We start from the raw sequence: 23453 nt of genomic DNA on the forward strand, positions 1-23453 counted from the left end.
CGCGGGGTTCAGGCTTTTAGCTGGTAGTGTGGATAGTCATTCAGGGAAAAACCGCCATTGAAGTTCGCGGCGGTCTTGTTGCAAATGTTAATGACGGCATCGACGGCGCCCCGAAAGCAGGGTTCTGTCCAGCCGGCGTCGACGGAAAATGACTCGCCGGAAAAATACAGGCCTGAGATGTGCGCAAAATCCCGGTTGTACTTCATCAGGCTCACGGCATCGTAGTAGGTGCCGGGCCGGTATAACTTTGCACAACCCAGCGCATTTTTATCAGTGATCCAGCGTTGGACGACCGCTTGGTCCAGATCGATGTAGGGTGAGATTTTTTGCTGAATGTTGGTGCAGTTCAGCAGGATGCGATCCAGTTCGCCGGCGCACTGCGCTATCAGTTCCCGGTCGCTGAATGAGGCGAGTTTGGTCGCATCATCCTCCCAGGTGTAACTCAAGAGAATGCAGTCATAACTGTAGTGGTCGTTGTAGCGATAGGTGTAGACATCGTGGATGAAACTGTCGGTAACGATGGCTTGCGGGATACTCAGATCCTTTGACAGAAATGATTTGTCCAGCGGCGCAAACACCTTGCAGCTGGTTTCCCAGTGGGCGGTCTTATAGGCATTGATGGTGTCGAAGGGCAGCATTTCCTCGGTGAATTTTTCAAGCTTGATGCGTGTTTCTATCAGCCAGGAGGGCAGGGTCATGATGACGGAGTCGAAGTCTTCAAAGTGTTCCTGGGTGTGCTCGGGTTGGCTGTACTTCCAATTGAAGTAGACGCGGATTTTCTGGTTGCTCAGTTTTTTCAGGCGGGTAACTGAGGAGTCAGTCAGGAGGCCGGTATCGGTTTCGCGGCTGTGCTCGTAGACGGACTTGCCGGTTTCTTCGGTTTTCATGAACAGCAGGCATTCGTCCAACGCGGCGAGCCCGATGTATCGGGGCTTGTCGAAACCGAGTCCGGCGCAATCATAAACCGCCGCACTGTGCAGATGGGGTGCGGGCAGCGGATCGCCTTTGGCATCCACCCGACCGTGGATCAATTGCAAGCGGCTACTGAATCCGAAGATCGCTGTGCGCAACGGATACAGGCAACAGACATCGTAAAAGGCGCCCCAACTGCCGTCACCGATGCCAATCGCGTAGAAGATCGCCGATTCTTCTGCGGACATTCCCAGCCCGCCAAAGTCACCCGGCGAGCGTTCATCCCGGGTTTGCAATGCCGGCATGCGCACCAGATCGCGGAAGGAGAAGCTCTCGTATCTCTCGACGATGGCGCTCCAGATGGCTTCCCATTCCTGGCTGGCATACACCTCTGCAACGTGATGGGTCATTCGGTCGGCGAAGGCTTTCCACTTGGTATAGACCTTTTGCAGATCTTCGCCCGGAGGAGGCGTCAGTCCGTCGAGGTTTTTCCATATCAGCATGTGCGGCGTCGGTCCGCCGCCGAGGCTGCCCTCTCGCAGATAAATGCCGGTCGAGCGGACCCACTGGCTTCCGGGGTTGGGGAAATCCGAAAACGCCAGATCAAATGCCTGGGCGTAGTACGCCATGAGTGATCGGCCTTCTGTCGGCGACTCTCCCGCGCGGTTGAAAAAGGGCATGCGCATGGCGCCCATTTCAAACGGGGTTCGACTCTGCGGGGAGTTTCGGCTTCCCGTCACGGTCAGGTGTCGGCCACCGATGCGGGTGGACTGTTCGATGAGGGAAATATGCGTGAAGCCGCAGCGGTAGAGTTCTCGGGCGGCGGTCAGCCCGGTGACGCCGGCGCCGATGATGCAAATCCGGTGTTGCGGGTCGGTTGCCTTGGCGATGCCGTTTTTCTGTTCAACCAGTGCTCGATAGTCGAAGCACAAATCCGGCGGATTCGGGAATCGCGCCTTCCACTTGTTGTGTGGCGGGTCTGTTGCGCGAGTGGCCTCCGTGGCGGCACCGGCGAGATAATCGTAGCTTGATCCGATAGTCACTGCTGATCTTCCCTGATGGTGTTGGCAGGGAAGATGGTGAGGTGCCGGGCGCAGGGCGCATAGGCGGCGAATGCGTCACGCAGAGACTCTTCATTCGGTTTTTAGCGTGGGAAAAGAGCTGCAGGGTTCTGGAAAAAGACCCCTGCAGTATGCGTCCTACGCGGCCTGCTGAAATTGCTGCCGATACTGGTTCGGTGACAACTCCGTGTGCTGACGGAACAGGCGCGCAAAAAAGCTCGCATCGTCATAACCGACTTCATAGCTGATGGTCTTGATGCTCTTGCGGCTGCCGGACAACAAGCCCTTGGCGGTTTCGATGCGCAAGCGTTGCAGGTAATGCAGCGGTTTGTCGCCGGTGGCGGTCTGGAAACGGCGCATGAAGTTGCGGATGCTCATGCCGTGCTCGCGCGCAACATCTTCGAAGCGGAATTTATCGGCGAAATGCTCTTCGAGCCAATGCTGAATCTGCAGGATAATCACATCCTGGTGCAGCTTCTGCCCACCGAAGCCGATCCGTCCTGGTGCATAGCTGCGCTGTACTTCATAGAGAATGTCACGGGCAACGGCTTGCGCGACGTTGGCGCCGCAGAAGCGTTCGATCAGGTAGATATAGAGATCGCACGCCGAAGTAGTACCGCCGGCGCAGTACAGGTTGTCGGCGTCGGTCAGGTGTTTGTCCTGCTTGAGGTGCACCCGCGGGAAACGCTCGGCAAAGGCGCTAAAGAAACGCCAGTAGGTCGTCGCTTCCTTGCCATTGAGCAGCCCGGCTTCGGCCAGCCAGAACACTCCCGTAGCCTCCCCGCACAGTACCGCGCCGCGAGCATGTTGCTGGCGCAGCCACGGCAGGACTTGAGGATAACGTTGGCACAGGGTTTCGAAATCGTCCCAGAACGCCGGGAGAATGATGATGTCGGCGTTTTCCAGGCCGCCGTCTACCGGCATGATCACGTCGCTGAAGCTGTTCACCGGTTTGCCGTCGGGGCTGACCAGTCGCGTTTCGAACGCCGGAGTCAGGCCCTGACCCAGTTGTTTGCCATAGCGCAGGCTGGCGAGGTGGAAGAAATCCTTGGCCTGCATGAGGGTGGAAGCGAAAACCCGATCGATAGCCAGGATGCTGACGCGCCGCAAGGGCGTGGAGACTTGGTTAGACATAATTCAACTTTATTCTTATAGGGGGAAGTGGTCAGCAGACGGCTGGATCGTCTTATTTTTTGTCTGATGTGTCCAGTGTCCTGTATCGGGTGCGCGGCTTAGTCTCTGAAGGTCAGATTCTTCTAACAATAACGACAGGTGCCGCATGATCCCCAGAACCTTGTTCAGTCCCGAGCACGAACTTTTTCGCGACAGCGTGCGCACATTTCTCGAAAAAGAGGCTGTGCCCTTTCATGCTCAATGGGAAAAACAAGGCTATATCGACCGTCAGTTGTGGAACAAGGCGGGGGAGGCGGGGATGCTCTGTTCGCATCTGCCGGAAGAATATGGCGGGTTGGCGGCGGACTTTCTCTACAGCGCAGTGGTGATCGAAGAGGTCGGTCGCCTGGGCCTGACCGGGATCGGGTTCTCCCTGCATTCCGACATCGTCGCGCCTTACATCCTGCATTACGGCAGTGAAGCGCTAAAACACAAATACCTGCCCAAACTGATCTCCGGCGAAATGGTTACCGCGATTGCCATGACCGAGCCGGGCGCCGGTTCCGACCTGCAAGGGGTGAAAACCACTGCGGTGCTCGATGGCGATGAGTACGTGATCAATGGTTCGAAAACGTTCATCACCAACGGCTTTCTCGCGGACCTGGTGATTGTCGTGGCCAAGACCGATCCGAAGGCGGGCGCGAAGGGCACCAGCCTGTTTCTGGTCGAGGCCAACACGCCGGGCTTCGCCAAAGGCAAACGCCTGGAAAAAGTCGGCATGAAAGCGCAGGACACTTCGGAGCTGTTCTTCCAGGACGTTCGCGTGCCCAAGGAAAACCTGCTGGGCCAGGCCGGCATGGGCTTCGCGTATCTGATGCAGGAATTACCGCAGGAGCGACTCACCGTTGCCATTGGCGGGCTTGCTTCGGCTGAAGCCGCTTTGCAATGGACGCTGGAATACACCCGCGACCGCAAGGCGTTTGGCAAGGCGATTGCGGACTTTCAGAACACCCGTTTCAAGTTGGCCGAGATGGCCACTGAAATTCAGATTGGCCGGGTGTTCGTCGACCGTTGCCTGGAATTGCATCTGCAAGGCAAGCTCGATGTGCCGACCGCAGCAATGGCCAAATACTGGGGCACGGACCTGCAATGCAAGGTGCTCGACGAGTGCGTGCAGTTGCACGGCGGCTACGGTTTCATGTGGGAATATCCGATCGCCCGGGCGTGGGCGGATGCGCGGGTGCAGCGGATTTATGCCGGGACCAATGAAATCATGAAGGAGATTATTGCCAGATCGCTTTGAATTTACCGTGACTGGACTGACGTCATTGCGGGCAAGCCCGTTCCCACAGGTATTGCGCCGAACCTGTGGGAGCACGCTTGCCCGCGATTCGGCCCTAGCCTGGAGGTCGATCAAGGCGCTGGATTCGGGTGATCCTTGTGAATCGCCTCAATTCCCGTCAACACTTCATCGGATAGTTTCAGTTCGAAGCTGGCAATGTTGCTGTCCAGCTGTTCAATCGTCGTCGCACCGATGATGTTGCTGGTCACGAACGGCTGTTGATTGACAAACGCCAAGGCCATTTGCGCCGGGTCCAGGCCATGTTCACGGGCCAGCGCCACATACCGGCTGCAGGCTGCTTCCGACTGCGCATTGAAATAGCGGCTGAAGCGGCTGTAAAGGCTCAAGCGACCTTTTGGCGGGCGCGCGCCACCTTCGTACTTGCCCGACAGGAAGCCGAACGCCAGCGGCGAATAGGCGAGCAGGCCGCAGTGTTCGCGGATGGCGATTTCCGCCAGGCCGACTTCGAAGCTGCGGTTCAGCAGGTTGTACGGGTTCTGGATCAATACCGCGCGTGGCCAGCCACGGGCTTCGGCCAGTGCGAGGAAACGCATGGTGCCCCACGGCGTTTCGTTGGACAGGCCGATGTGGCGGATCTTGCCGGCCTTGACCTGTTCGTCCAGCGCTTCGAGCGTGTCTTCGAGCGGCGTCAGGTTGGCTTCGGTCTGGTGTTTGTAGCCCAGCTGGCCGAAGAAGTTGGTGCTGCGCTCCGGCCAGTGCAATTGATAAAGGTCGATGTAGTCGGTCTGCAGGCGCTTGAGGCTCGCATCCACGGCCTCGGTGATGTGCTGGCGGTTGTGGCGCAGGTTTTTGTCGCGGATGTAGTCGATGGTGTTGCCGGGGCCGGCGATCTTGCTGGCCAGAATCCAGTCGGCACGATCGCCGCGACTTTTGAAGTAATTGCCGATGTAACGCTCGGTGGTGGCGTAGGTTTCAGCCTTGGGCGGTACCGGGTACATCTCGGCGGTGTCGATGAAATTGATCCCGGCACTTTTGGCCCGTTCAATCTGGGCGAAGGCTTCAGCCTCGCTGTTTTGCTCGCCCCAGGTCATGGTTCCGAGGCAGATGGCGCTCACGTTCAGATTGGTTCGGCCTAGCTGTCGATAGTCCATCAAGTGCTCCTTGGACAAAACAATCATAAAAGCAGGTTGAAATATTTTTCGCAATCTGCATAATTGCGCACCTCTTTCTGCAGTGGAAGTGATGCGCCGCCGCCGAAGAATCTTGCCGTTGAACGGACGCGCCGACCCGAGCCCCCGAAAGCGTCTGTATCCGGCTGCCTTTGACTTGTCAAAGTACGCACTATTCAGTAAGATCCGCCGTCTAATTTACAGGGCGGCCCCTGAGGCTATAAAGAATGAAAACTTTTACTGCTAAACCGGAAACAGTACAGCACGACTGGTTTGTCGTCGACGCTGCAGGTCAGACCCTGGGTCGTCTGGCCACCGAAATCGCGAGCCGTCTGCGTGGCAAGCACAAAGCTGAGTACACTCCTCACGTTGACACCGGCGACTACATCGTCGTCATCAATGCCGAGCAGATTCGTGTAACGGGTGCTAAAACCACCGACAAGATCTACTACTCCCACTCCGGTTTTCCGGGCGGCATCAAGTCGATCAACTTCGAAAAGCTGATCGCTAAAGCCCCTGAGCGCGTGATCGAGACCGCGGTCAAAGGCATGCTGCCTAAGAACCCGCTGGGTCGCGACATGTATCGTAAGCTGAAAGTCTATGCGGGCGCTGTACACCCTCATACTGCTCAGCAGCCCCAAGAACTGAAGTTTTAACGGAATAGTTCATTATGTCGGCGACTCAAAATTACGGCACTGGCCGTCGCAAGACCGCAACCGCACGCGTTTTCCTGCGTCCGGGTACTGGTAACATCTCCATCAACAACCGCACCCTGGAAAATTTCTTCGGCCGCGAAACTGCCCGCATGGTAGTTCGTCAGCCGCTGGAACTGACTGAGACTGTCGAGAAATTCGACATCTACGTCACCGTGATCGGTGGTGGTGTAAGTGGTCAAGCTGGCGCAATCCGCCACGGTATCACTCGCGCACTGATGCAGTATGACGAAACCCTGCGTGGCGCTCTGCGCAAAGCTGGCTTCGTTACTCGCGATGCCCGTGAAGTTGAACGTAAGAAAGTCGGTCTGCGTAAAGCGCGTAAGCGTCCGCAGTACTCGAAGCGTTAATTCGCTTTCTCGTTCAAAAAAGAACGCCCAGTTTCCTCACGGAGCTGGGCGTTTTTTTATGCGCGCGATTTATCAAAGAATTGCGCTGTGACAACTTGCCACATCCGCAGAGCCCCTATACTGCAAGGCTTGGCAGTGGAGCCCTTGGGTAATTACCTTGTCAGAATTGGGGCTTTTCATTACCATTCGGCAAAATTTTTATAAGTACATAGATTTACTTAGTAGATGCCTGATTTAACAGGCCACAAAGCTGATGGGAGAGGACTGAATGAGCAATGACGGCGTGAATGCAGGCCGGCGTCGCTTCTTGGTAGCAGCCACATCCGTGGTGGGTGCTGCAGGAGCGGTGGGGGCTGCGGTCCCGTTCGTGGGGTCATGGTTTCCCAGTGCCAAGGCGAAAGCCGCAGGTGCACCGGTGAAGGTGAATGTCAGCAAGATCGAGCCAGGCCAGCAGATGATTGCTGAGTGGCGCGGCCAGCCGGTATTCATCGTCCGCCGAACACCGGAAATCCTGGGGAATCTGAAGAAAATCGAGGGCCAGTTGTCTGACCCGACCTCCAAGAACTCGACTCAACCGACTTATGTCGATCCGGAAACGCGTTCGATCAAGCCCGAGGTTCTGCTGCTGATCGGTATTTGCACGCACCTCGGTTGCTCGCCGACCTTCCGTCCAGAAGTGGCACCTGCGGATCTCGGCAAGGATTGGGTAGGTGGTTATTTCTGCCCTTGCCACGGTTCCCACTACGATCTGGCTGGCCGCGTCTACAAGTCGCAACCTGCGCCTTTGAACCTGCCAGTTCCCCCGCATTCCTATGAGACCGATGAGATTATTATCATTGGCGTCGATACGGAGAAAGCGTGATGAGCAAGTTCATGGATTGGGTTGATGCGCGCTTTCCCGCGACCAAAATGTGGGAAGACCATCTCAGCAAGTACTACGCCCCGAAGAACTTCAACTTCTTCTACTTCTTTGGTTCCCTCGCACTGCTCGTTCTGGTCAACCAGATCGTCACCGGTGTCTGGCTGACCATGAGCTACACCCCGTCGGCGGAAGAAGCATTTGCCTCTGTCGAATACATCATGCGCGACGTCGAGTACGGCTCGATCCTGCGTCTGCTGCACTCCACCGGCGCCTCCGCGTTCTTCATCGTGGTTTACCTGCACATGTTCCGTGGCCTGCTCTACGGTTCGTATCAGAAACCGCGTGAGCTGGTGTGGGTTTTCGGCATGCTGATCTATCTGGCGCTGATGGCGGAAGCCTTCATGGGCTACCTGCTGCCGTGGGGCCAGATGTCCTACTGGGGCGCCCAGGTGATCATCTCGCTGTTCGGTGCGATCCCGGTCATCGGCAACGACCTGACCCAGTGGATTCGTGGTGACTACCTGATTTCCGGTATTACCCTGAACCGCTTCTTCGCCTTGCACGTCGTGGCCTTGCCGATCGTGATCCTCGGTCTGGTGGTGCTGCACGTTCTGGCGTTGCACGAAGTCGGGTCGAACAACCCGGACGGTGTGGACATCAAGAAACACAAAGACGACAACGGCGTACCGCTGGACGGCATTGCCTTCCACCCGTACTACACCGTGAAAGATATCGTCGGCGTGGTGGTGTTCCTGTTCATCTTCTGCTCAATCGTGTTCTTCTTCCCGGAAATGGGCGGCTACTTCCTCGAGAAGCCGAACTTTGAAGTGGCGAACGCCTTCAAGACCCCGGAACACATTGCGCCGGTCTGGTACTTCACGCCGTTCTACGCGATTCTGCGCGCGATTCCGGACAAGCTCATGGGCGTGATTGCCATGGGGGCTTCGATTGCTCTGCTGTTCGTCCTTCCTTGGCTTGATCGCAGTCCAGTCAAGTCCATGCGCTACAAGGGTTGGCTGAGCCGGATCTGGCTGGTGGTGTTCTGCATTTCGTTCGTGCTGCTCGGCTGGACCGGTGTCAAGGCTCCGACGCCGGCGCTGACGTTGTTGTCGCAGGTCTGCACCTTCCTGTACTTCGCCTACTTCATTCTGATGCCGTTCTACACCAGGCTCGAGAAGACCAAACCGGTTCCGGAAAGGGTGACTGGCTGATGAAAAAGCTATTTGCGGTACTTATTCTTGCTGCTTTGCCAGTGCTCTCTTTCGCGGCCGAACATGGTCCGGAGCTGGAAAGTGTCGACATCGACGTTTCCGACAAGGCCGCCATGCAAGACGGCGCACGTACGTTCGCCAACTATTGCATGGGCTGCCACAGCGCCAAGTTCCAGCGCTACGAGCGTGTTGCCGATGACCTGGGCATTCCCCACGATCTGATGCTGTCAAAGCTGATGTTCACCGGCGCCAAGATCGGCGACCACATGAGCATCGGCATGCAGCCGGCTGACGCCAAGACCTGGTTCGGCGCGGCGCCACCCGACCTGACCCTGGTGGCTCGTGTTCGCGGTACTGACTGGCTCTACGGTTACCTGAAGTCGTTCTACGAAGACCCGTCGCGCCCTTGGGGTGTGAACAACAAGGTCTTCCCGAACGTGGGTATGCCGAACGTCCTGGTGGGCCTGCAGGGTCGTCAGGTCATCGGTTGCAAACAAGTGCAGATCGTCGAAGACGGCAAGAAGCAATATGATCCCCTGACCGGTACTGCGCTGACTCATGAAGCGTGCGATCAAATGACCATCGTGCCCAAGAGCGGTGCTCTGAACGAAGAGCAGTTCGATGAGAAGGTCAAGAATCTGGTAACCTTCCTCGCTTACTCGGCTAACCCGGTTAAGCTGCAGCATCAGCGCATCGGTACCTATGTATTGTTGTACCTGGCGTTCTTCTTCGTATTCGCTTATCTGCTCAAGCGCGAATACTGGAAAGATGTGCACTGATAAAGATTCAAGCAATTGCTGTTAATCGCGCGCGCCCAAGGGCGTCTCTTAAGGTGTAACGAGTCTGGTGACCCAGGCGTTACGGGAGGCGCCCTCTGGGCGCGCGCGTTTTTTCCGCTTCCGATAATTTCAACAAGCGAGGAGGATCGCCATGGGCGTGACCAATCGGTTGGCCTGTTACTCCGACCCCGCCGACCACTATTCCCACCGAGTGCGTATCGTACTTGCAGAGAAGGGTGTCAGCGCCGAGATCATTTACGTGGAAGCTGGTCGCCAGCCGCCTAAACTGATTGAGGTGAACCCTTACGGAAGCCTGCCCACCCTGGTCGATCGTGACCTGGCGTTGTGGGAGTCGACCGTGGTGATGGAATATCTGGATGAGCGTTACCCGCACCCGCCGTTACTGCCGGTTTATCCAGTGGCGCGTGCCAACAGTCGTCTGCTGATCCATCGTATTCAGCGTGACTGGTGTGGTCTGGTGGATCTGATCCTGGATTCGAAGACCAAGGAAGCCGCCCGGGTCGTGGCTCGTAAAGAGCTGCGCGAAAGCCTGACTGGCGTGTCGCCGCTATTTGCCGACAAGCCGTTTTTCCTCAGCGAGGAACAAAGTCTGGTGGATTGCTGCCTATTACCAATACTCTGGCGCTTGCCGATTCTGGGTATTGAACTGCCACGGCCAGCCAAGCCGTTGCTTGATTATATGGAGCGCTCGTTTGCGCGTGAGGCTTTCCAGGCGAGTCTGTCTGGTGTCGAACGCGATATGCGCTAAGGCTTAAGGAGCCGCTATGAACTCCAGTCGACCTTATCTGGTCCGCGCGCTCTACGAGTGGATTGTTGATAACGATTGCACCCCGCACATGCTGGTCAATTCCGAGTATCCGTCGGTGCAGGTGCCGCAAGGTTTCGCCAGTGACGGACAGATTGTCTTGAATGTATCGCCGGCCGCCGTGCGTCATTTGCACATGGACAACGAAGCGGTCAGCTTCGAAGGGCGTTTCGGTGGGGTACCACACACCTTGTTCGTGCCTATAGCATCGATCCTGGGCATTTACGCCCGGGAGAACGGCCAAGGCATGGTGTTCGATCTGGAATCGCCTGCAGAAGACGAGGACGAGATCGAGCCGGATGATGATCTTCCGCCACCGGACAGTGAGCCGCCGCGTCCTAGCGGCCGGCCTAGCTTGAAAGTGGTGAAATAAAAAAAGGCGATCCGAAAGGATCGCCTTTTTTATTACTGTAGGAGCCCGCTTGCTGACGATGGCGATCTTGAGGGCGCCATCGCCGGCAAGCCGGCTCCTACACGGTGATCAAGATGCCGTCACCGATGAGCATGTATCAGTCAATGTACTCAAACAACTTCACAATCTTCTGCACGCCGGAAACACTCTGCACCAGATTGGTCGCCTGCGCCGCTTCCTGCTTGGTCAGCAGACCCAGCAGATAGACGATGCCATTCTCGGTGACGACTTTGATGCGCGAGCCCGGGATGTTCGGGTCGGTGAGCATCTGGGTCTTGATCTTGGAGGTCAGCCAGGTGTCGTTCTGGCGGGCAAGAAAGCCGGAAGGTGGCAGAACCTGCAGTTCGTTGTGCACCGTCTTCACGCGCTGGACCGCAGCGGCGGCCTGTTCGGCCTTCGCCTTGAGATCGGCGCGTGGTGTTTGTCCGGCGAGCAGCACGACACCGTTGAAGCTGGTGACGACGATGTGCGAGTCGTTGTCCAGGGCCGGATCGGCCTTGGCGACGTTCACGCCGACCTTGGTGTCGATCAGGGAGTCGTCGATCTTGCTGCCGAAGGTGCGCGTGCCGCGGTCATCATCAATCGGTGCTTCACGGCTGGCGTTAACCACCGAAGTGCAGCCGCTGATGCCGAGGCACAGGGTCAAGGCCAGAAGGCCTAGGCGATTAGGGGTCATTCTTCACTCCCGAACAGTTGGCTGTCGATCAAGTCGCAAAGGCAATGGATCGCCAGCAGGTGGACTTCCTGAATACGTGCGGTGACGTTGGCCGGTACGCGGATCTCGACGTCCTCTGGCAGCAGCAGCGCCGCCATGCCGCCGCCATCGCGACCGGTCAATGCTACGACAATCATTTCGCGATCATGTGCGGCCTGGATCGCCTGAATTATGTTGGCCGAATTGCCACTGGTTGAAATCGCCAGCAATACGTCGCCCGGCTGGCCGAGTGCGCGGATCTGCTTGGAGAAGATTTCGTTGTAGCTATAGTCATTGGCGATCGAGGTGATCGTCGAGCTGTCAGTGGTCAGCGCGATGGCCGGCAAACTCGGGCGTTCGCGCTCGAAGCGGTTAAGCAGCTCGGACGAGAAGTGCTGGGCGTCGCCGGCAGAGCCGCCGTTGCCGCAGGAAAGCATTTTGCCTTCGTTGAGCAGGGCGTTGACCATGACTTGACTGGCTTGCTCGATGTGCGGTGCAAGTACGTCCATCGCCATTTGCTTGGTATCGATACTGGCCTGAAAAAGCTGGCGAATTCGGGATTGCATGTCCATCTGTGTGACCTTAATTAGCGCGGCTACTCGGCACATGAATGTGCAGCCCGCAAAGCAAAGAGCAAAATTGTTTGTGAAAGTGTCCGGTTCGGGACATACGCGATCAGCTGTCGAAGGCATTCTGCAGCCAGTTCAACTGATCGTGGCTGCTGTCGATGGCAACCACGTCGAAGCGGCAAGGGGAATTGGCCCAACGCGACTCGCGCTGAAGAAAATACTGCGCAGCAAATATCAGCTTTCGCTGTTTGCGCTCATCGATGCTAACGAGCGCGCCACCCCATTGGGTGTTTTTTCTGTAGCGAACTTCAACGAATACTACTGTATCGCCATCAAGCATGACCAGATCAAGCTCGCCGCGCTTACACAACCAGTTCTGCGCCAGCAGGCGCAGACCCTGTTGTTGCAGATGCTCGAGCGCATGGCGCTCGGCATCTTTACCGCTTTGCTGGCGGGACCTGTCAGGCATCAGCGCGGGGTATCCGGCAAGCGCTGGACTTGACCGTTGACGAACTGTGCCCACGGCAACTGACGCACGACGCGCTGGTTCTGAGTCATGCCCAGGCTGCCCGATTGACCTTCGATGCGGCTGTCCGGCAAAGCTTTCAGATGTCCGAGGCGCGGCGCCAGGCGGTAGGCGTCGACGCCCATCGCATACAGGCGACCCAGGCTACCGCCAGCTTGTGGCCACTGTGCGGTGACTTGCTTGCGCAGTGGGTCGTTGGCATCCAGCAACCATGGGGTTTCGCAGAAGCGAATGCCGTTCATGTCGTTGTACTGGTTGACGTCGCCGCTCGCACTGAACACGTGGGAGGTAGCGTAAACCGGCACATCGCCCGCGTACTGAAAGTTCAGGGTCGGCTTGATTTGCTGGGCCTGCTGGGGCGTGGCAGCGAGGAAGATAAACTCGATGTCCTGGCGACGCGAAGGCTGAGCGGCTACCTGCGAACCCACTGTGCTTTGCAGGCTCTTGGCGCGGCCTTCGCTCTGGCGCAGCTGGAACATGTCGGCAATCTGCTGGGCCAGTTGCACCGGTTGATCAACCCGTTCGGTGGCGACGATGCTGCCGCCGTTGGCTTGCCAGTCCTGGCTGAACGCCCGGAGGACGCGGTCGCCCCATTCGCCTTTCGGCACCATGATGGCGGCGCGATGCAGGCCGTCGGCGCGAGCGCGACGGGACACTTCGCGGGCTTCGTCTTCAGCCGCGAGACCGAACTGGAACAACTGCGCCGGACCTTGTTCGCCTTCGCTGTAGTTCAGCGCCAAGGTGGTGATCGGCAGTTGTGGGCGAGCGCTGAGTTGTTTGACCAGCGGCTTCTCAAGCGGGCCGACGACCAGTTGCACGCCATCGGCCTGGGCCTTGCGATAGAACTCGTCCATCGATGTCAGCTTCGAGCTGTCATAGAGCACGATGGCTGGCGGTTTCTGCCCGGCTTGTTGTGCCTGGTAGTGAGCGGCCATGAAGCCGTCGCGCAGCGCCTTGCCAACCGATGCCAGTTGGCCGTCTTGCGGCAACAGCAGGGCGATCTTGCCCAGTGGCTGGCTGGCCAGTTGCTTGAGGTTGGTCAGGGCCTGCGGCAACTGAATGGCAGCCGGGTGCTTGGGGTTTTGCGCGCGCCAGTTGTCGATCGCGGCTTGTTGCTGTTCCAGGGTGCCGGCGGTTTTCACCGCCAGTGCCAGGCCCATCCAGCCGCCAAGGTCGTCATTGGTGGTGGGTTGCAATTGATCGGTCGGCAGCGAAGCGATCAGGGTCCAGATCGCTTCGTGGTTTTTGCTGGCCGCTTCACCGCTGAGCATCGGCGCGATGAAAATGCGCTCCCGGGCAGCGGCGAGAGTCTGGCCATCGGCCTCAAGTGCGCGGGCGTGGACGGTGCCGGTGCGAACCTGCTGCTCGACCGGCAGTTCGCCCAGGCGTTGCAGGCTCGGATGGCTCAGGGCTGTCAACGCCGCTTTCGGCTGATTACGCACCATCGCCAGTTCCGCTGCCAGCGTGCTGGCGAACACCTGTTGACCAGGCTTGAGTTGCTCGACCGGCACTTGTTGCAGGATTTGCGCGGACTGACCGGCATTGCCCTGCTGATAAGCGAGGTCGGCGGCGCTCAAGCGGAGCAGCGCGGCTTGTTCCGGTGTTTTGCTTTTGGCAGCCTGATCGAGCAGTTGCTCGATGCTGGCATCCGGGGTCCGTGGAAGTTCGCCAAGGCTGGAAGAGGGCGAGCTGGCGCAAGCCGCCAGCAAGGCAGCGAGGCAGAGGGCAGTGAACAGCCGCAGGCAAGCGATCATGTAGTGTTCCTGATACTCGATCAAATTAGCGTGGAATTGTACCCAAGCACTGGCCGGGGCGCGATGTTACTGGCGTGAATCGATCAATTTAGCTCGTGCAAATGTTGCAGCACTGCATGAAAGGCTGAAAAAACCGCTTCTGCTTGCGCGTATCGAAATCAGCGCCACGCGCTACAATGGTGGTTTTTACCGATCATGAGGTGTGCGCTTTGACTGCTCCAGGTGCTTTGAATTCCGCTGCTGGCTCGCTTTACGTGGTGGCGACGCCCATCGGCAACCTGGACGACATCAGTGCACGTGCGCTGAAAATCCTGCGCGACGTCGCGTTGATCGCCGCCGAAGACACGCGTCACTCCCAGCGACTGATGCAACACTTCGGCATCCCCACGCCGTTGGCAGCCTGCCATGAGCACAATGAACGTGATGAAGGTAGCCGCTTTATTACCCGTCTGCTCGCCGGCGACGATGTGGCGCTGATCTCCGATGCCGGAACCCCGCTGATCTCCGATCCGGGTTATCACCTGGTGCGTCAGGCCCGCGCGGCCGGGATCAATGTGGTGCCGGTGCCGGGTGCGTGCGCGTTGATCGCCGCACTGTCGGCGGCCGGGCTGCCGTCGGACCGTTTTATCTTCGAAGGCTTTCTGCCGGCCAAGGCTGTCGGGCGGCGTGCTCGTCTGGAGTTGGTCAAGGAAGAGTCGCGCACTCTGATTTTCTATGAGGCGCCGCACCGGATCCTTGAGTGCCTGCAAGACATGGAGCTGGTATTCGGTGGCGAGCGCCCGGCGTTGCTGGCCCGTGAAATCACCAAAACCTTCGAAACCCTCAAAGGGTTGCCGCTGGCTGAACTGCGCGAGTTCGTCGAGTCGGACAGCAATCAGCAGCGTGGAGAGTGCGTGGTCCTGGTGGCCGGCTGGTCGGCCCCTGAAACCGAAGACGCCGTCAGCAGTGAAGCCATGCGCATTCTTAACCTGCTGCTTGAAGAGATGCCGCTCAAACGTGCTGCGGCGTTGGCAGCGCAAATTACCGGTGAGCGTAAGAATGTTCTTTATCAGGTAGCGCTAGATAAACAGAAAGGCGAGTGAAACCCGACGTGCTGGCTTAGCTGAAGGCGTTTAGCGCTTGTTCTTCAGGCGCTCTGCCGTTACCCTTCGCGGCGGAGAGTCGATCGGACAGTCGCTGCCTTCTATGAAAATTAGGGGGGGGAGGAAAGTCCGGGCTCCATAGGGCGAAGTGCCAGGTAATGCCTGGGAGGCGTGAGCCTACGGAAAGTGCCACAGAAAATAACCGCCTAAGCGCTTCGGCGCCGGTAAGGGTGAAAAGGTGCGGTAAGAGCGCACCGCACGTCTGGCAACAGTTCGTGGCTAGGTAAACCCCACTTGGAGCAAGACCAAATAGGGTCCCAAGGCGTGGCCCGCGCTGGGACCGGGTAGGTTGCTAAAGATGTCCAGTGATGGCCATCGTAGACGAATGACTGTTCAAGACAGAACCCGGCTTACAGATCGACTCTCCACCTTTTCCCCCTCCCTGTTTGAACCTCGAACAGGGCGCTCGTGATGGCAGTTTCCCTCCTTGTAAAATCAGTCGCAGAACCTCCTTTGTAATACCGAAAAAATCTTACTCTTGAGAAACTACTTTAACTTCTGAACGCAGCTTCTTGGGCTGATTCAGGTTATAGGGAAGATTCACCCGCCAGATTCTCGTTACCCCTCTCGATACGCTCCTAAATCTCAGTTCTGTAAGGCTTTTCCTTCGCTGCGCGCCTTGACGGTGCGGTGGCCGCATTCCTATAGTGTGCGCAAGTGGCGGAAAGTGGCATGAAGTGGGTTTTTTGAACGCAAAACGCTAATATTTGGAGAAACGCTGACGTGTTTCGCGGAGCTAACGCTATCAGTCTCGATGCAAAGGGCCGTCTCGCCATGCCGAGCCGGTACCGTGACGAGCTCGTTTCGCGTAGTTCCGGCCAGCTTATCGTCACAATTGATGCCGTTGATCCGTGTTTGTGTGTTTACCCCCTCGATGAGTGGGAAATTATTGAAACCAAACTGCGCGCACTGCCTTCGCTTCGCGAAGAGAACCGCCGCCTGCAACGTTTACTGATTGGTAATGCCGTCGACCTCGAGCTCGATGGCAGTGGTCGTTTTCTGGTTCCGCCGCGTCTTCGCGAATATGCCCGTCTGGACAAGCGCGCGATGCTGGTAGGCCAACTGAACAAGTTCCAATTGTGGGACGAGGATGCCTGGGATGCGGTTTCTGCCGCTGACCTGGCTGCTATTCAACAACCGGGCGCCATGCCTGATGAACTGCGTGATTTGATCCTGTGACTATTGATAGCGGCTTTAACCACATCACCGTACTGCTTGACGAAGCCGTGGAGGCTCTCGCCGTACGTCCTGATGGCTGCTATCTGGACGGTACGTTCGGGCGCGGCGGGCACAGCCGGTTGATCCTCAGCCAGCTCGGTCCCGAGGGGCGGTTGCTCGGATTCGACAAGGATCCTCAAGCGATTGCTACCGGGCAGACGCTAGCGGCCGAAGACGGCCGCTTTGTCGTTGTGCAGCGCAGCTTCGCCGAGCTCGGTTCGGAAGTTGCCGAACGCGGTCTGGCCGGCAAGGTCAGCGGCATTTTGCTCGACCTTGGCGTGTCCTCGCCACAGCTCGATGACCCTGAGCGCGGGTTCAGTTTTCTCAACGATGGCCCGCTGGACATGCGCATGGACCCGTCCCGCGGGATCAGCGCTGCCGAATTCGTCAACACTGCGCCGGCGGAAGAAATCGCCCGGGTGTTCAAGGAATACGGTGAAGAACGTTTCTCCGGGCGCATGGCCCGTGCCGTGGCCGAGCGTCGCGATATCAAGCCGTTCGAGCGCACCGGCGACCTCGCCGAAGTGCTGAAAGTCGCCAACCCGGCGTGGGAAAAGGGCAAGAACCCGGCGACTCGCGCGTTCCAGGGCCTGCGTATTCACGTCAACAACGAACTGGGTGATCTGGAAGCCGGCCTCGAAGCCGCGCTGGAATCCCTGGAAATCGGCGGTCGCCTCGTAGTGATCAGCTTCCATTCGCTGGAAGACCGCATCGTCAAACTGTTCATGCGCAAGCTGGTGAAAGGCGAAGCCGACAACCTGCCGCGTAACCTGCCCGTGCGTCACGTCGCGTTCGAACCGAAAATCAAAGTCCATGGCAAAGCGCAGTCCGCCTCCGAGGCCGAACTCAAAGCCAACCCACGTTCCCGTAGCGCCGTCATGCGCGTCGCGGAGAAGCTGCGGTGAGCAAGCTTTTCGCCAAGCCACTTCCCGGCGGAAGCTTTTTGATGCTGCTGCTGTTTGTTGGCGTGCTCGTGTCGGCCATCGGTGTGTCGTACAGCGCGCACTGGAACCGGCAATTGCTGAACTCGCTGTACAACGAGTTGAGCGTGCGCGACAAGGCGCAAGCGGAGTGGGGTCGTTTGATCCTCGAGCAAAGCACCTGGACCGCGCATAGCCGCATCGAAGTGCTGGCCACCGAACAACTGAAAATGCACATCCCCGGTGCCGCCGACGTGAAGATGGTGGCGCCATGATGAAGCTCGAAGGCGCACTGTTCCCGTGGCGTTTCCGTCTGCTGGTGGGTTTGCTCGGCGTCATGGTGGCCGCGATTTGCTGGCGCATCATCGATCTGCAAGTGGTCGACCGTGCCTTCCTCAAAGGTCAGGGCGACGCGCGCAGTGTCCGTCACATCCCGATCCCGGCTCACCGCGGTCTGATCACCGACCGTAACGGCGAGCCTTTGGCCGTCAGTACGCCGGTCACGACCCTGTGGGCCAACGCCAAGGAAATGCAGCTCGCCAAAGAAAAATGGCCTGCATTGGCGGCCGCGTTGGGTCAGGACCCGAAAGCCCTGGCTGAGCGTCTCGAAGCCCAGGCCAACAAAGAATTTATCTATCTGGTGCGCGGGCTGACGCCTGAGCAAGGCCAGTCCGTGCTCGACCTGAAAGTACCCGGCGTGTACGGCATCGAAGAGTTCCGCCGTTTCTACCCGGCCGGTGAAGTGACGGCGCACATGGTCGGCTTTACCGACATCGATGACCACGGTCGTGAAGGTGTCGAACTGGCCTATGACGAATGGCTCGCCGGTGTCGCCGGCAAGCGTCAGGTGATCAAGGATCGGCGCGGTCGACTTATCAAAGATGTTCAGGTGACCAAAAACGCCAAGGCCGGCAAGCCCTTGGCGTTGTCCATTGACCTGCGTTTGCAATACCTGGCCAACCGCGAACTGCGCAACGCCATCATCGAGAACGGCGCCAAGGCCGGCAGCCTGGTGATCATGGATGTGAAGACCGGCGAGATCCTTGCCATGGTCAACCAGCCGACCTACAACCCGAACAACCGTCGCAACCTGCAACCGGCGATGATGCGTAACCGCGCGATGATCGACGTGTTCGAGCCGGGATCGACCATGAAAGCGATTTCCATGAGTGCCGCAATCGAAACCGGCCGCTGGAAACCGAGCGACACCGTCGAGGTGTACCCGGGCAGCTTGCAGATCGGCAAGTACACCATCAAGGACGTCTCCAAGACCGAAGGCCCGGTGCTCGACCTGACCGGCATCCTGATCAATTCCAGTAACGTCGGCATGAGTAAGGTCGCGTTCGATATCGGCGGCGAAACCATTTTCCGCCTGGCGCAGAAAGTCGGCCTCGGCCAGGACACCGGCCTCGGCTTCCCGGGCGAGCGCGTCGGCAACCTGCCGAACTACCGCGAATGGCGCAAGGCGGAAACCGCCACGCTGTCCTACGGCTACGGTATTTCCGTGACCGCGATCCAGTTGGTCCACGCCTTCTCGGCCTTGGCCAACAACGGTCGCCTCGCGCCCCTGACCCTGATCAAAACCGACAAGGCGCCGCAAACCACGCAAGTGCTGCCGGAAGCCGTGGCGAAAACCATGCAGGGCATGTTGACCCAGGTGATCGAAGCCCCGCGCGGTGTGTTCCGTGCGCAGGTGCCGGCATATCACGTGGCGGGCAAGTCCGGTACCGCACGCAAGACTTCGGTGGGCTCCAAGGGCTACGCCGAAAATTCCTACCGCTCGCTGTTCGCAGGCTTCGGCCCGATGAGCGATCCGCGTTACGCCATCGTGGTGGTGATCGATGAACCGACCAAGGCCGGCTACTTCGGTGGTCTGGTCTCGGCGCCGGTGTTCAGCAAAGTGATGTCCGGGACCTTGCGCCTGATGAACATCACGCCGGACAACCTGCCGCCGACTCAACAGGCCAACGCAGCACCGGTCGTTCCGCTGAAAGCCAATGGAGGGCGCGGCTGATGTCTCTGAGTCTGAACAAGATTTTTGCCCACGCCGGCCGCGATCTGTTGATCCGCGAGTTGGCCCTCGACAGCCGCAACGTCCGCGCCGGCGATCTGTTCCTCGCCGTGCCTGGCGGCAAGTTCGACGGCCGCGCGCACATCACTGACGCCTTGCAGCGCGGTGCGGCGGCGGTGGCTTATGAAGTCGAAGGCGCCAACGTGCTGCCCATCACCGACGTGCCGCTGATTCCGGTCAAAGGCCTGGCGGCGCAGTTGTCGGACATCGCCGGTCGTTTTTATGGTGACCCGAGCCGTCACCTGAACCTGGTAGGCGTGACCGGGACCAACGGCAAAACCAGCGTGACCCAGTTGGTTGCGCAAGCGCTGGACTTGCTGGGTCAGCACTGTGGCATCGTCGGTACGCTGGGCTCCGGTTTTTACGGCGCGCTGGAAAGCGGCCTGCACACCACGCCCAACCCGATCGCGGTGCAAGCGACCCTGGCTGACCTGAAAAAGGCCGGCGCCAAAGCGGTGGCGATGGAAGTTTCTTCCCACGGTCTGGATCAGGGGCGCGTTACTGCGTTAGCGTTCGATGTGGCGGTGATGACCAATCTGTCCCGCGATCATCTGGATTACCACGGCACCATGCAAGCCTACGGCGAGGCCAAGGCCAAGCTGTTTGCCTGGAACGATTTGAAATGCCGGGTGGTTAACCTCGACGACGATTTCGGCCGGCAACTGGCCGCCGAAAAACGCGAGTCGCGCGTGATCACCTACAGCCTGCTGGACAGCAGCGCCTACCTGTATTGCCGCGAAGCGCAGTTCAGCGACGAAGGCGTGCGCGCCACCTTGGTCACGCCCCAGGGCGAACACCACTTGCGCAGCACGCTGCTCGGTCGCTTCAACCTGAGCAACGTGCTGGCGGCGGTCGGTGCCTTGCTCGGGCTGGACTATGCGCTGGACGAAATCCTCAAGGTCCTGCCAAAACTCGAAGGCCCGGCCGGTCGCATGCAGCGTCTTGGCGGTGGCACCCAGCCGCTGGTGGTGGTCGATTACGCCCACACCCCGGATGCGCTGGAAAAAGTGTTGACGGCTCTGCGCCCGCACGCGAAGGGCCGATTGCTTTGCCTGTTCGGCTGCGGTGGTGATCGCGATCGCGGCAAGCGTCCGCTGATGGCGGAAGTGGTCGAGCGCCTTGCCGATGGCGTGCTGGTCACCGATGACAACCCGCGAACTGAAGATCCGGCCGTGATCTTCGCTGACATTCGTGCCGGTTTTACCGATGTGGACAACGTCACTTTCGTCGCCGGTCGTGGCCAGGCAATTGCTCAGTTGATCGCCAGCGCTTCGGTGGATGACGTGATCGTCCTGGCCGGTAAAGGGCATGAGGACTATCAGGAAATCAACGGCCAGCGCCATGACTTCTCTGATCTGGTCGAGGCCGATCACGCCCTGACTGCTTGGGAGGTGGCCCATGCTTGAATCTTTGAAATTGAGCGAGCTGACCGACGTATTGAATGGCCGGTTGAACGCGGCCGATGCCACGTTCAATGGTGTCAGCATCGACAGCCGTGCAATCAAACCGGGTCAGTTGTTTATTGCCCTGACCGGTCCGCGCTTCGACGGCCATGACTATCTGAACGAGGTGGCCAGCAAAGGCGCCGTGGGTGCTCTGGTCGAGCGCGAAGTCGCCGACAGCGGGCTGCCGCAATTGCTGGTCAAGGATACGCGTCAGGCATTGGGCCAATTGGGCGCGATGAGCCGTGCCGCGTTCAACCATCCGGTCGCGGCCATCACCGGTTCCAGCGGCAAGACCACGGTCAAGGAAATGCTCGCGAGCATCCTGCGCACCCGCGGTCCGGTGTTGGCGACCCGTGGCAACCTGAACAATGACCTCGGCGTGCCGCTGACCTTGCTGGAACTCGCGCCGGAACATACCGCCGCCGTGATCGAGCTCGGTGCTTCGCGGCTCGGCGAAATTGCTTACACCGTGAACATGACCAAACCTCATGTGGCTGTGCTCAACAATGCCGGGACCGCCCACGTCGGCGAGTTCGGCGGGCCGGATAAAATCGTCGAAGCCAAGGGCGAGATTATTGAAGGGCTGGACGCTGATGGCGTCGCCGTACTCAATCTCGACGACAAGGCCTTCGGCATCTGGAAGACCCGCGCCGCCGGTCGCAAAGTCCTGACCTTCGCCCTGAGCAATGTCAGCGCCGACTTCTATGCCAGCGACCTGGACCGCGACGCGCGCGGTTGCCCGGCGTTCAATCTGCACAGCCCTGACGGTGTGGAGCGTGTTCAACTGAACCTGCTCGGCACCCATAACGTGGCGAATGCCATGGCCGCCGCCGCCGCCGCGCATGCCTTGGGCGTGTCGCTGTTCGGCATCGCCACCGGCCTCGGCGCGGTGCAGCCGGTCAAGGGTCGCACCGTCGCGCAACTGGCCAGCAATGGCATGCGCGTGATCGATGACACGTACAACGCGAACCCGACCTCGATGTGCGCGGCCGTTGATATACTCGCCGGCTTTTCCGGTCGCACCGTTCTGGTGCTCGGGGATATCGGCGAGTTGGGCGACTGGGCAGAGCAGGGCCACCGCGACGTGGGCGAATATGCCCGTGGCAGGGTTTGCGCGCTGTACGCCGTCGGGCCATTGATGAGTCACGCCGTAAACGCTTTCGGCGAGCAGGCCTTTCACTTCAGCACTCAAGCTGAACTGATCAAGGCCCTCGGCGCCGAGCAAGACCCAAATACCACCATTTTGATCAAGGGCTCGCGCAGCGCTGCGATGGAAAACATCGTCGCCGCTTTGTGCGGGTCCAGTCTGGAGAAACACTAATGCTGCTGCTGCTAGCGGAGTATCTGCAACAGTTCTACAAAGGCTTCGCGGTCTTCCAGTACCTGACCCTGCGCGGGATTCTCGGTGTGCTGACCGCGCTGGTTTTGTCGCTGTGCTATGGCCCCTGGATGATCCGCACTTTGCAGAACCGTCAGATCGGTCAGTCCGTTCGCAACGATGGTCCGCAATCGCACCTGTCGAAATCCGGCACCCCGACAATGGGTGGCGCGCTGATCCTGTCCTCCATCGGCGTCAGCACGTTGTTGTGGGCTGACCTGAGCAACCGTTACGTGTGGACTGTGTTGCTGGTGACGTTGCTGTTCGGTGCCATCGGCTGGGTCGACGACTATCGCAAAGTGATCGAGAAAAACTCCCGGGGCTTGCCGAGCCGCTGGAAATATTTCTGGCAGTCGGTGTTCGGCCTCGGTGCCGCGATCTTCCTTTATAAGACCGCCGCGACCCCGGTAGAAACCACGCTGATCCTGCCGATGCTCAAGGACTACAGCATTCCTTTGGGTGCAGGCTTCATCGTCCTGACCTACTTCGTGATCGTCGGTTCGAGCAACGCGGTCAACCTGACCGATGGCCTCGACGGCCTGGCGATCATGCCGACCGTGATGGTCGGCGGTGGTCTGGGGATTTTCTGCTACTTGTCGGGTAACGTGAAATTTGCCGAATACCTGCTGATCCCGTACGTACCCGGCGCCGGTGAACTGATCGTGTTCTGCGGCGCGTTGATCGGTGCGGGCCTCGGATTCCTCTGGTTCAACACTTATCCGGCACAAGTCTTCATGGGCGACGTCGGCGCGCTGGCGCTGGGCGCGGCCCTGGGCACCATCGCGGTGATCGTCCGCCAGGAAATCGTCTTGTTCATCATGGGCGGTGTGTTCGTGATGGAAACCCTGTCTGTCGTGATCCAGGTGGCTTCTTTTAAACTGACCGGTCGCCGCGTGTTCCGCATGGCGCCGATCCACCACCACTTTGAACTCAAGGGCTGGCCCGAGCCTCGTGTGATTGTCCGTTTCTGGATCATCACCGTGATTCTCGTACTGGTCGGCCTCGCCACCCTGAAGCTGAGGTAG

23 protein-coding genes and 1 other RNA gene are annotated in these 23453 nt (G+C 58.9%); 17 read left to right on the plus strand and 7 right to left on the minus strand.

The features are described 5' to 3' along the window. Positions 1–8: 8 nt before the first annotated feature. The gene (locus ACYZT4_RS25840; protein ID WP_461983803.1) at positions 9–1955 is read right to left on the minus strand and encodes a flavin monoamine oxidase family protein; all 1947 of its coding nucleotides are present in this window, start codon (positions 1953–1955) and stop codon (positions 9–11) included. Between the two features lie 156 nt (positions 1956–2111). After that, positions 2112–3032, minus strand: a complete 921-nt coding sequence (locus ACYZT4_RS25845; RefSeq protein WP_461988805.1) for a GlxA family transcriptional regulator — start codon at positions 3030–3032, stop codon at positions 2112–2114. A 220-nt stretch (positions 3033–3252) separates the two neighbouring features. Here ACYZT4_RS25845 and ACYZT4_RS25850 point away from each other — a divergent pair, with 220 nt between their 5' ends. Then, positions 3253–4389 carry an acyl-CoA dehydrogenase family protein gene (locus tag ACYZT4_RS25850; protein ID WP_461983805.1) on the plus strand — a complete coding sequence of 379 codons (1137 nt, stop codon included), beginning with the start codon at positions 3253–3255 and terminating at the stop codon, positions 4387–4389. 110 nt (positions 4390–4499) lie between these two features. Here ACYZT4_RS25850 and ACYZT4_RS25855 read toward each other — a convergent pair whose 3' ends face one another. Beyond that, positions 4500–5540 carry an NADP(H)-dependent aldo-keto reductase gene (locus ACYZT4_RS25855; protein WP_461983807.1) on the minus strand — a complete coding sequence of 347 codons (1041 nt, stop codon included), beginning with the start codon at positions 5538–5540 and terminating at the stop codon, positions 4500–4502. A gap of 245 nt (positions 5541–5785) precedes the next feature. Between ACYZT4_RS25855 and rplM the strand changes: the two genes are divergently transcribed. The 7 genes from rplM to ACYZT4_RS25890 all read left to right on the plus strand — a co-directional run bounded on the left by rplM (position 5786) and on the right by ACYZT4_RS25890 (position 10672). After that, positions 5786–6214, plus strand: coding sequence for a 50S ribosomal protein L13 (rplM, locus tag ACYZT4_RS25860; protein WP_046048262.1), 429 nt, complete (start codon positions 5786–5788; stop codon positions 6212–6214). Positions 6215–6228: 14 nt separating this feature from the next. Next, the gene (gene rpsI / locus ACYZT4_RS25865) at positions 6229–6621 is read left to right on the plus strand and encodes a 30S ribosomal protein S9 (RefSeq protein WP_003216038.1); all 393 of its coding nucleotides are present in this window, start codon (positions 6229–6231) and stop codon (positions 6619–6621) included. A gap of 268 nt (positions 6622–6889) precedes the next feature. After that, complete coding sequence (petA, locus tag ACYZT4_RS25870; RefSeq protein WP_461983808.1) at positions 6890–7483, plus strand: ubiquinol-cytochrome c reductase iron-sulfur subunit; 594 nt, start codon at positions 6890–6892, stop codon at positions 7481–7483. Next, the gene (locus ACYZT4_RS25875; protein WP_461983810.1) at positions 7483–8694 is read left to right on the plus strand and encodes a cytochrome b; all 1212 of its coding nucleotides are present in this window, start codon (positions 7483–7485) and stop codon (positions 8692–8694) included. Before petA ends, ACYZT4_RS25875 begins: the two co-directional genes overlap by 1 nt. Continuing rightward, positions 8694–9473: a cytochrome c1 gene (locus ACYZT4_RS25880; RefSeq protein WP_461983812.1), complete on the plus strand. Its 780-nt coding sequence runs from the start codon at positions 8694–8696 to the stop codon at positions 9471–9473. The genes ACYZT4_RS25875 and ACYZT4_RS25880 overlap by 1 nt, the downstream gene beginning before the upstream one ends. 151 nt (positions 9474–9624) lie before the next feature. Continuing rightward, the gene (locus ACYZT4_RS25885) at positions 9625–10242 is read left to right on the plus strand and encodes a glutathione S-transferase N-terminal domain-containing protein (protein WP_027922678.1); all 618 of its coding nucleotides are present in this window, start codon (positions 9625–9627) and stop codon (positions 10240–10242) included. Positions 10243–10258: 16 nt separating this feature from the next. Beyond that, the gene (locus tag ACYZT4_RS25890) at positions 10259–10672 is read left to right on the plus strand and encodes a ClpXP protease specificity-enhancing factor (RefSeq protein WP_461983813.1); all 414 of its coding nucleotides are present in this window, start codon (positions 10259–10261) and stop codon (positions 10670–10672) included. Between the two features lie 136 nt (positions 10673–10808). Here the strand turns inward: ACYZT4_RS25890 and ACYZT4_RS25895 are convergent, their stop codons facing one another. The 4 genes from ACYZT4_RS25895 to ACYZT4_RS25910 form a co-directional block, all read right to left on the minus strand. After that, positions 10809–11387 carry a BON domain-containing protein gene (locus ACYZT4_RS25895; RefSeq protein ID WP_461983814.1) on the minus strand — a complete coding sequence of 193 codons (579 nt, stop codon included), beginning with the start codon at positions 11385–11387 and terminating at the stop codon, positions 10809–10811. Continuing rightward, the gene (locus tag ACYZT4_RS25900) at positions 11384–11977 is read right to left on the minus strand and encodes a phosphoheptose isomerase (protein ID WP_461983816.1); all 594 of its coding nucleotides are present in this window, start codon (positions 11975–11977) and stop codon (positions 11384–11386) included. The genes ACYZT4_RS25895 and ACYZT4_RS25900 overlap by 4 nt, the downstream gene beginning before the upstream one ends. Positions 11978–12080: 103 nt before the next feature. Next, complete coding sequence (locus ACYZT4_RS25905) at positions 12081–12443, minus strand: YraN family protein (protein ID WP_461983817.1); 363 nt, start codon at positions 12441–12443, stop codon at positions 12081–12083. Next, on the minus strand, positions 12443–14254 hold the full coding sequence (locus tag ACYZT4_RS25910; RefSeq protein WP_461983819.1) for a penicillin-binding protein activator: 1812 nt from the start codon (positions 14252–14254) through the stop codon (positions 12443–12445). The genes ACYZT4_RS25905 and ACYZT4_RS25910 overlap by 1 nt, the downstream gene beginning before the upstream one ends. A gap of 176 nt (positions 14255–14430) precedes the next feature. On the opposite strand from ACYZT4_RS25910, the gene rsmI reads away from it, so the two are divergent. From rsmI to mraY, 9 genes are all read left to right on the plus strand, one after another. Then, complete coding sequence (gene rsmI / locus ACYZT4_RS25915) at positions 14431–15336, plus strand: 16S rRNA (cytidine(1402)-2'-O)-methyltransferase (RefSeq protein ID WP_461983821.1); 906 nt, start codon at positions 14431–14433, stop codon at positions 15334–15336. Positions 15337–15411: 75 nt separating this feature from the next. Next, positions 15412–15765: RNase P RNA component class A (gene rnpB / locus ACYZT4_RS25920), an RNA gene on the plus strand. A gap of 354 nt (positions 15766–16119) precedes the next feature. Further along, a complete protein-coding gene (gene mraZ / locus ACYZT4_RS25925; RefSeq protein ID WP_008025967.1) occupies positions 16120–16575 on the plus strand; it encodes a division/cell wall cluster transcriptional repressor MraZ in 456 nt (151 codons plus the stop codon). Continuing rightward, the gene (gene rsmH / locus ACYZT4_RS25930; RefSeq protein WP_461983823.1) at positions 16572–17519 is read left to right on the plus strand and encodes a 16S rRNA (cytosine(1402)-N(4))-methyltransferase RsmH; all 948 of its coding nucleotides are present in this window, start codon (positions 16572–16574) and stop codon (positions 17517–17519) included. The genes mraZ and rsmH overlap by 4 nt, the downstream gene beginning before the upstream one ends. Next, the gene (gene ftsL, locus ACYZT4_RS25935; protein ID WP_461983825.1) at positions 17516–17809 is read left to right on the plus strand and encodes a cell division protein FtsL; all 294 of its coding nucleotides are present in this window, start codon (positions 17516–17518) and stop codon (positions 17807–17809) included. The genes rsmH and ftsL overlap by 4 nt, the downstream gene beginning before the upstream one ends. Then, positions 17809–19548 (plus strand): peptidoglycan D,D-transpeptidase FtsI family protein, encoded by a 1740-nt coding sequence (locus ACYZT4_RS25940; protein ID WP_461988807.1) that lies wholly within the window; start codon positions 17809–17811, stop codon positions 19546–19548. The genes ftsL and ACYZT4_RS25940 overlap by 1 nt, the downstream gene beginning before the upstream one ends. Beyond that, complete coding sequence (locus tag ACYZT4_RS25945) at positions 19548–21011, plus strand: UDP-N-acetylmuramoyl-L-alanyl-D-glutamate--2,6-diaminopimelate ligase (RefSeq protein WP_461983827.1); 1464 nt, start codon at positions 19548–19550, stop codon at positions 21009–21011. The genes ACYZT4_RS25940 and ACYZT4_RS25945 overlap by 1 nt, the downstream gene beginning before the upstream one ends. Beyond that, the gene (locus ACYZT4_RS25950) at positions 21004–22371 is read left to right on the plus strand and encodes a UDP-N-acetylmuramoyl-tripeptide--D-alanyl-D-alanine ligase (protein ID WP_461983829.1); all 1368 of its coding nucleotides are present in this window, start codon (positions 21004–21006) and stop codon (positions 22369–22371) included. Before ACYZT4_RS25945 ends, ACYZT4_RS25950 begins: the two co-directional genes overlap by 8 nt. Further along, positions 22371–23453 (plus strand): phospho-N-acetylmuramoyl-pentapeptide-transferase, encoded by a 1083-nt coding sequence (gene mraY, locus ACYZT4_RS25955; RefSeq protein WP_461983830.1) that lies wholly within the window; start codon positions 22371–22373, stop codon positions 23451–23453. The genes ACYZT4_RS25950 and mraY overlap by 1 nt, the downstream gene beginning before the upstream one ends.

The sequence above is a fragment of the Pseudomonas sp. GB2N2 genome (genome assembly GCF_054897705.1).

Excerpts from the sequence above, each read along its gene's own strand:
- ACYZT4_RS25875 (WP_461983810.1), top strand. The coding sequence starts at position 7,483 with ATGAGCAAGTTCATGGATTGGGTTGATGCGCGCTTTCCCGCGACCAAA.
- ACYZT4_RS25850 (WP_461983805.1), top strand. The coding sequence starts at position 3,253 with ATGATCCCCAGAACCTTGTTCAGTCCCGAGCACGAACTTTTTCGCGAC.
- rplM (WP_046048262.1), top strand. The coding sequence starts at position 5,786 with ATGAAAACTTTTACTGCTAAACCGGAAACAGTACAGCACGACTGGTTT.
- rpsI (WP_003216038.1), top strand. The coding sequence starts at position 6,229 with ATGTCGGCGACTCAAAATTACGGCACTGGCCGTCGCAAGACCGCAACC.
- ACYZT4_RS25900 (WP_461983816.1), bottom strand. The coding sequence starts at position 11,977 with ATGGACATGCAATCCCGAATTCGCCAGCTTTTTCAGGCCAGTATCGAT.
- mraY (WP_461983830.1), top strand. The coding sequence starts at position 22,371 with ATGCTGCTGCTGCTAGCGGAGTATCTGCAACAGTTCTACAAAGGCTTC.
- ACYZT4_RS25895 (WP_461983814.1), bottom strand. The coding sequence starts at position 11,387 with ATGACCCCTAATCGCCTAGGCCTTCTGGCCTTGACCCTGTGCCTCGGC.
- ACYZT4_RS25910 (WP_461983819.1), bottom strand. The coding sequence starts at position 14,254 with ATGATCGCTTGCCTGCGGCTGTTCACTGCCCTCTGCCTCGCTGCCTTG.
- rsmI (WP_461983821.1), top strand. The coding sequence starts at position 14,431 with ATGGTGGTTTTTACCGATCATGAGGTGTGCGCTTTGACTGCTCCAGGT.
- ACYZT4_RS25880 (WP_461983812.1), top strand. The coding sequence starts at position 8,694 with ATGAAAAAGCTATTTGCGGTACTTATTCTTGCTGCTTTGCCAGTGCTC.
- ACYZT4_RS25885 (WP_027922678.1), top strand. The coding sequence starts at position 9,625 with ATGGGCGTGACCAATCGGTTGGCCTGTTACTCCGACCCCGCCGACCAC.
- petA (WP_461983808.1), top strand. The coding sequence starts at position 6,890 with ATGAGCAATGACGGCGTGAATGCAGGCCGGCGTCGCTTCTTGGTAGCA.
- ACYZT4_RS25905 (WP_461983817.1), bottom strand. The coding sequence starts at position 12,443 with ATGCCTGACAGGTCCCGCCAGCAAAGCGGTAAAGATGCCGAGCGCCAT.
- ACYZT4_RS25945 (WP_461983827.1), top strand. The coding sequence starts at position 19,548 with ATGTCTCTGAGTCTGAACAAGATTTTTGCCCACGCCGGCCGCGATCTG.
- ACYZT4_RS25845 (WP_461988805.1), bottom strand. The coding sequence starts at position 3,032 with ATGCAGGCCAAGGATTTCTTCCACCTCGCCAGCCTGCGCTATGGCAAA.
- ACYZT4_RS25940 (WP_461988807.1), top strand. The coding sequence starts at position 17,809 with ATGAAGCTCGAAGGCGCACTGTTCCCGTGGCGTTTCCGTCTGCTGGTG.
- ACYZT4_RS25890 (WP_461983813.1), top strand. The coding sequence starts at position 10,259 with ATGAACTCCAGTCGACCTTATCTGGTCCGCGCGCTCTACGAGTGGATT.
- ACYZT4_RS25950 (WP_461983829.1), top strand. The coding sequence starts at position 21,004 with ATGCTTGAATCTTTGAAATTGAGCGAGCTGACCGACGTATTGAATGGC.
- ACYZT4_RS25855 (WP_461983807.1), bottom strand. The coding sequence starts at position 5,540 with ATGGACTATCGACAGCTAGGCCGAACCAATCTGAACGTGAGCGCCATC.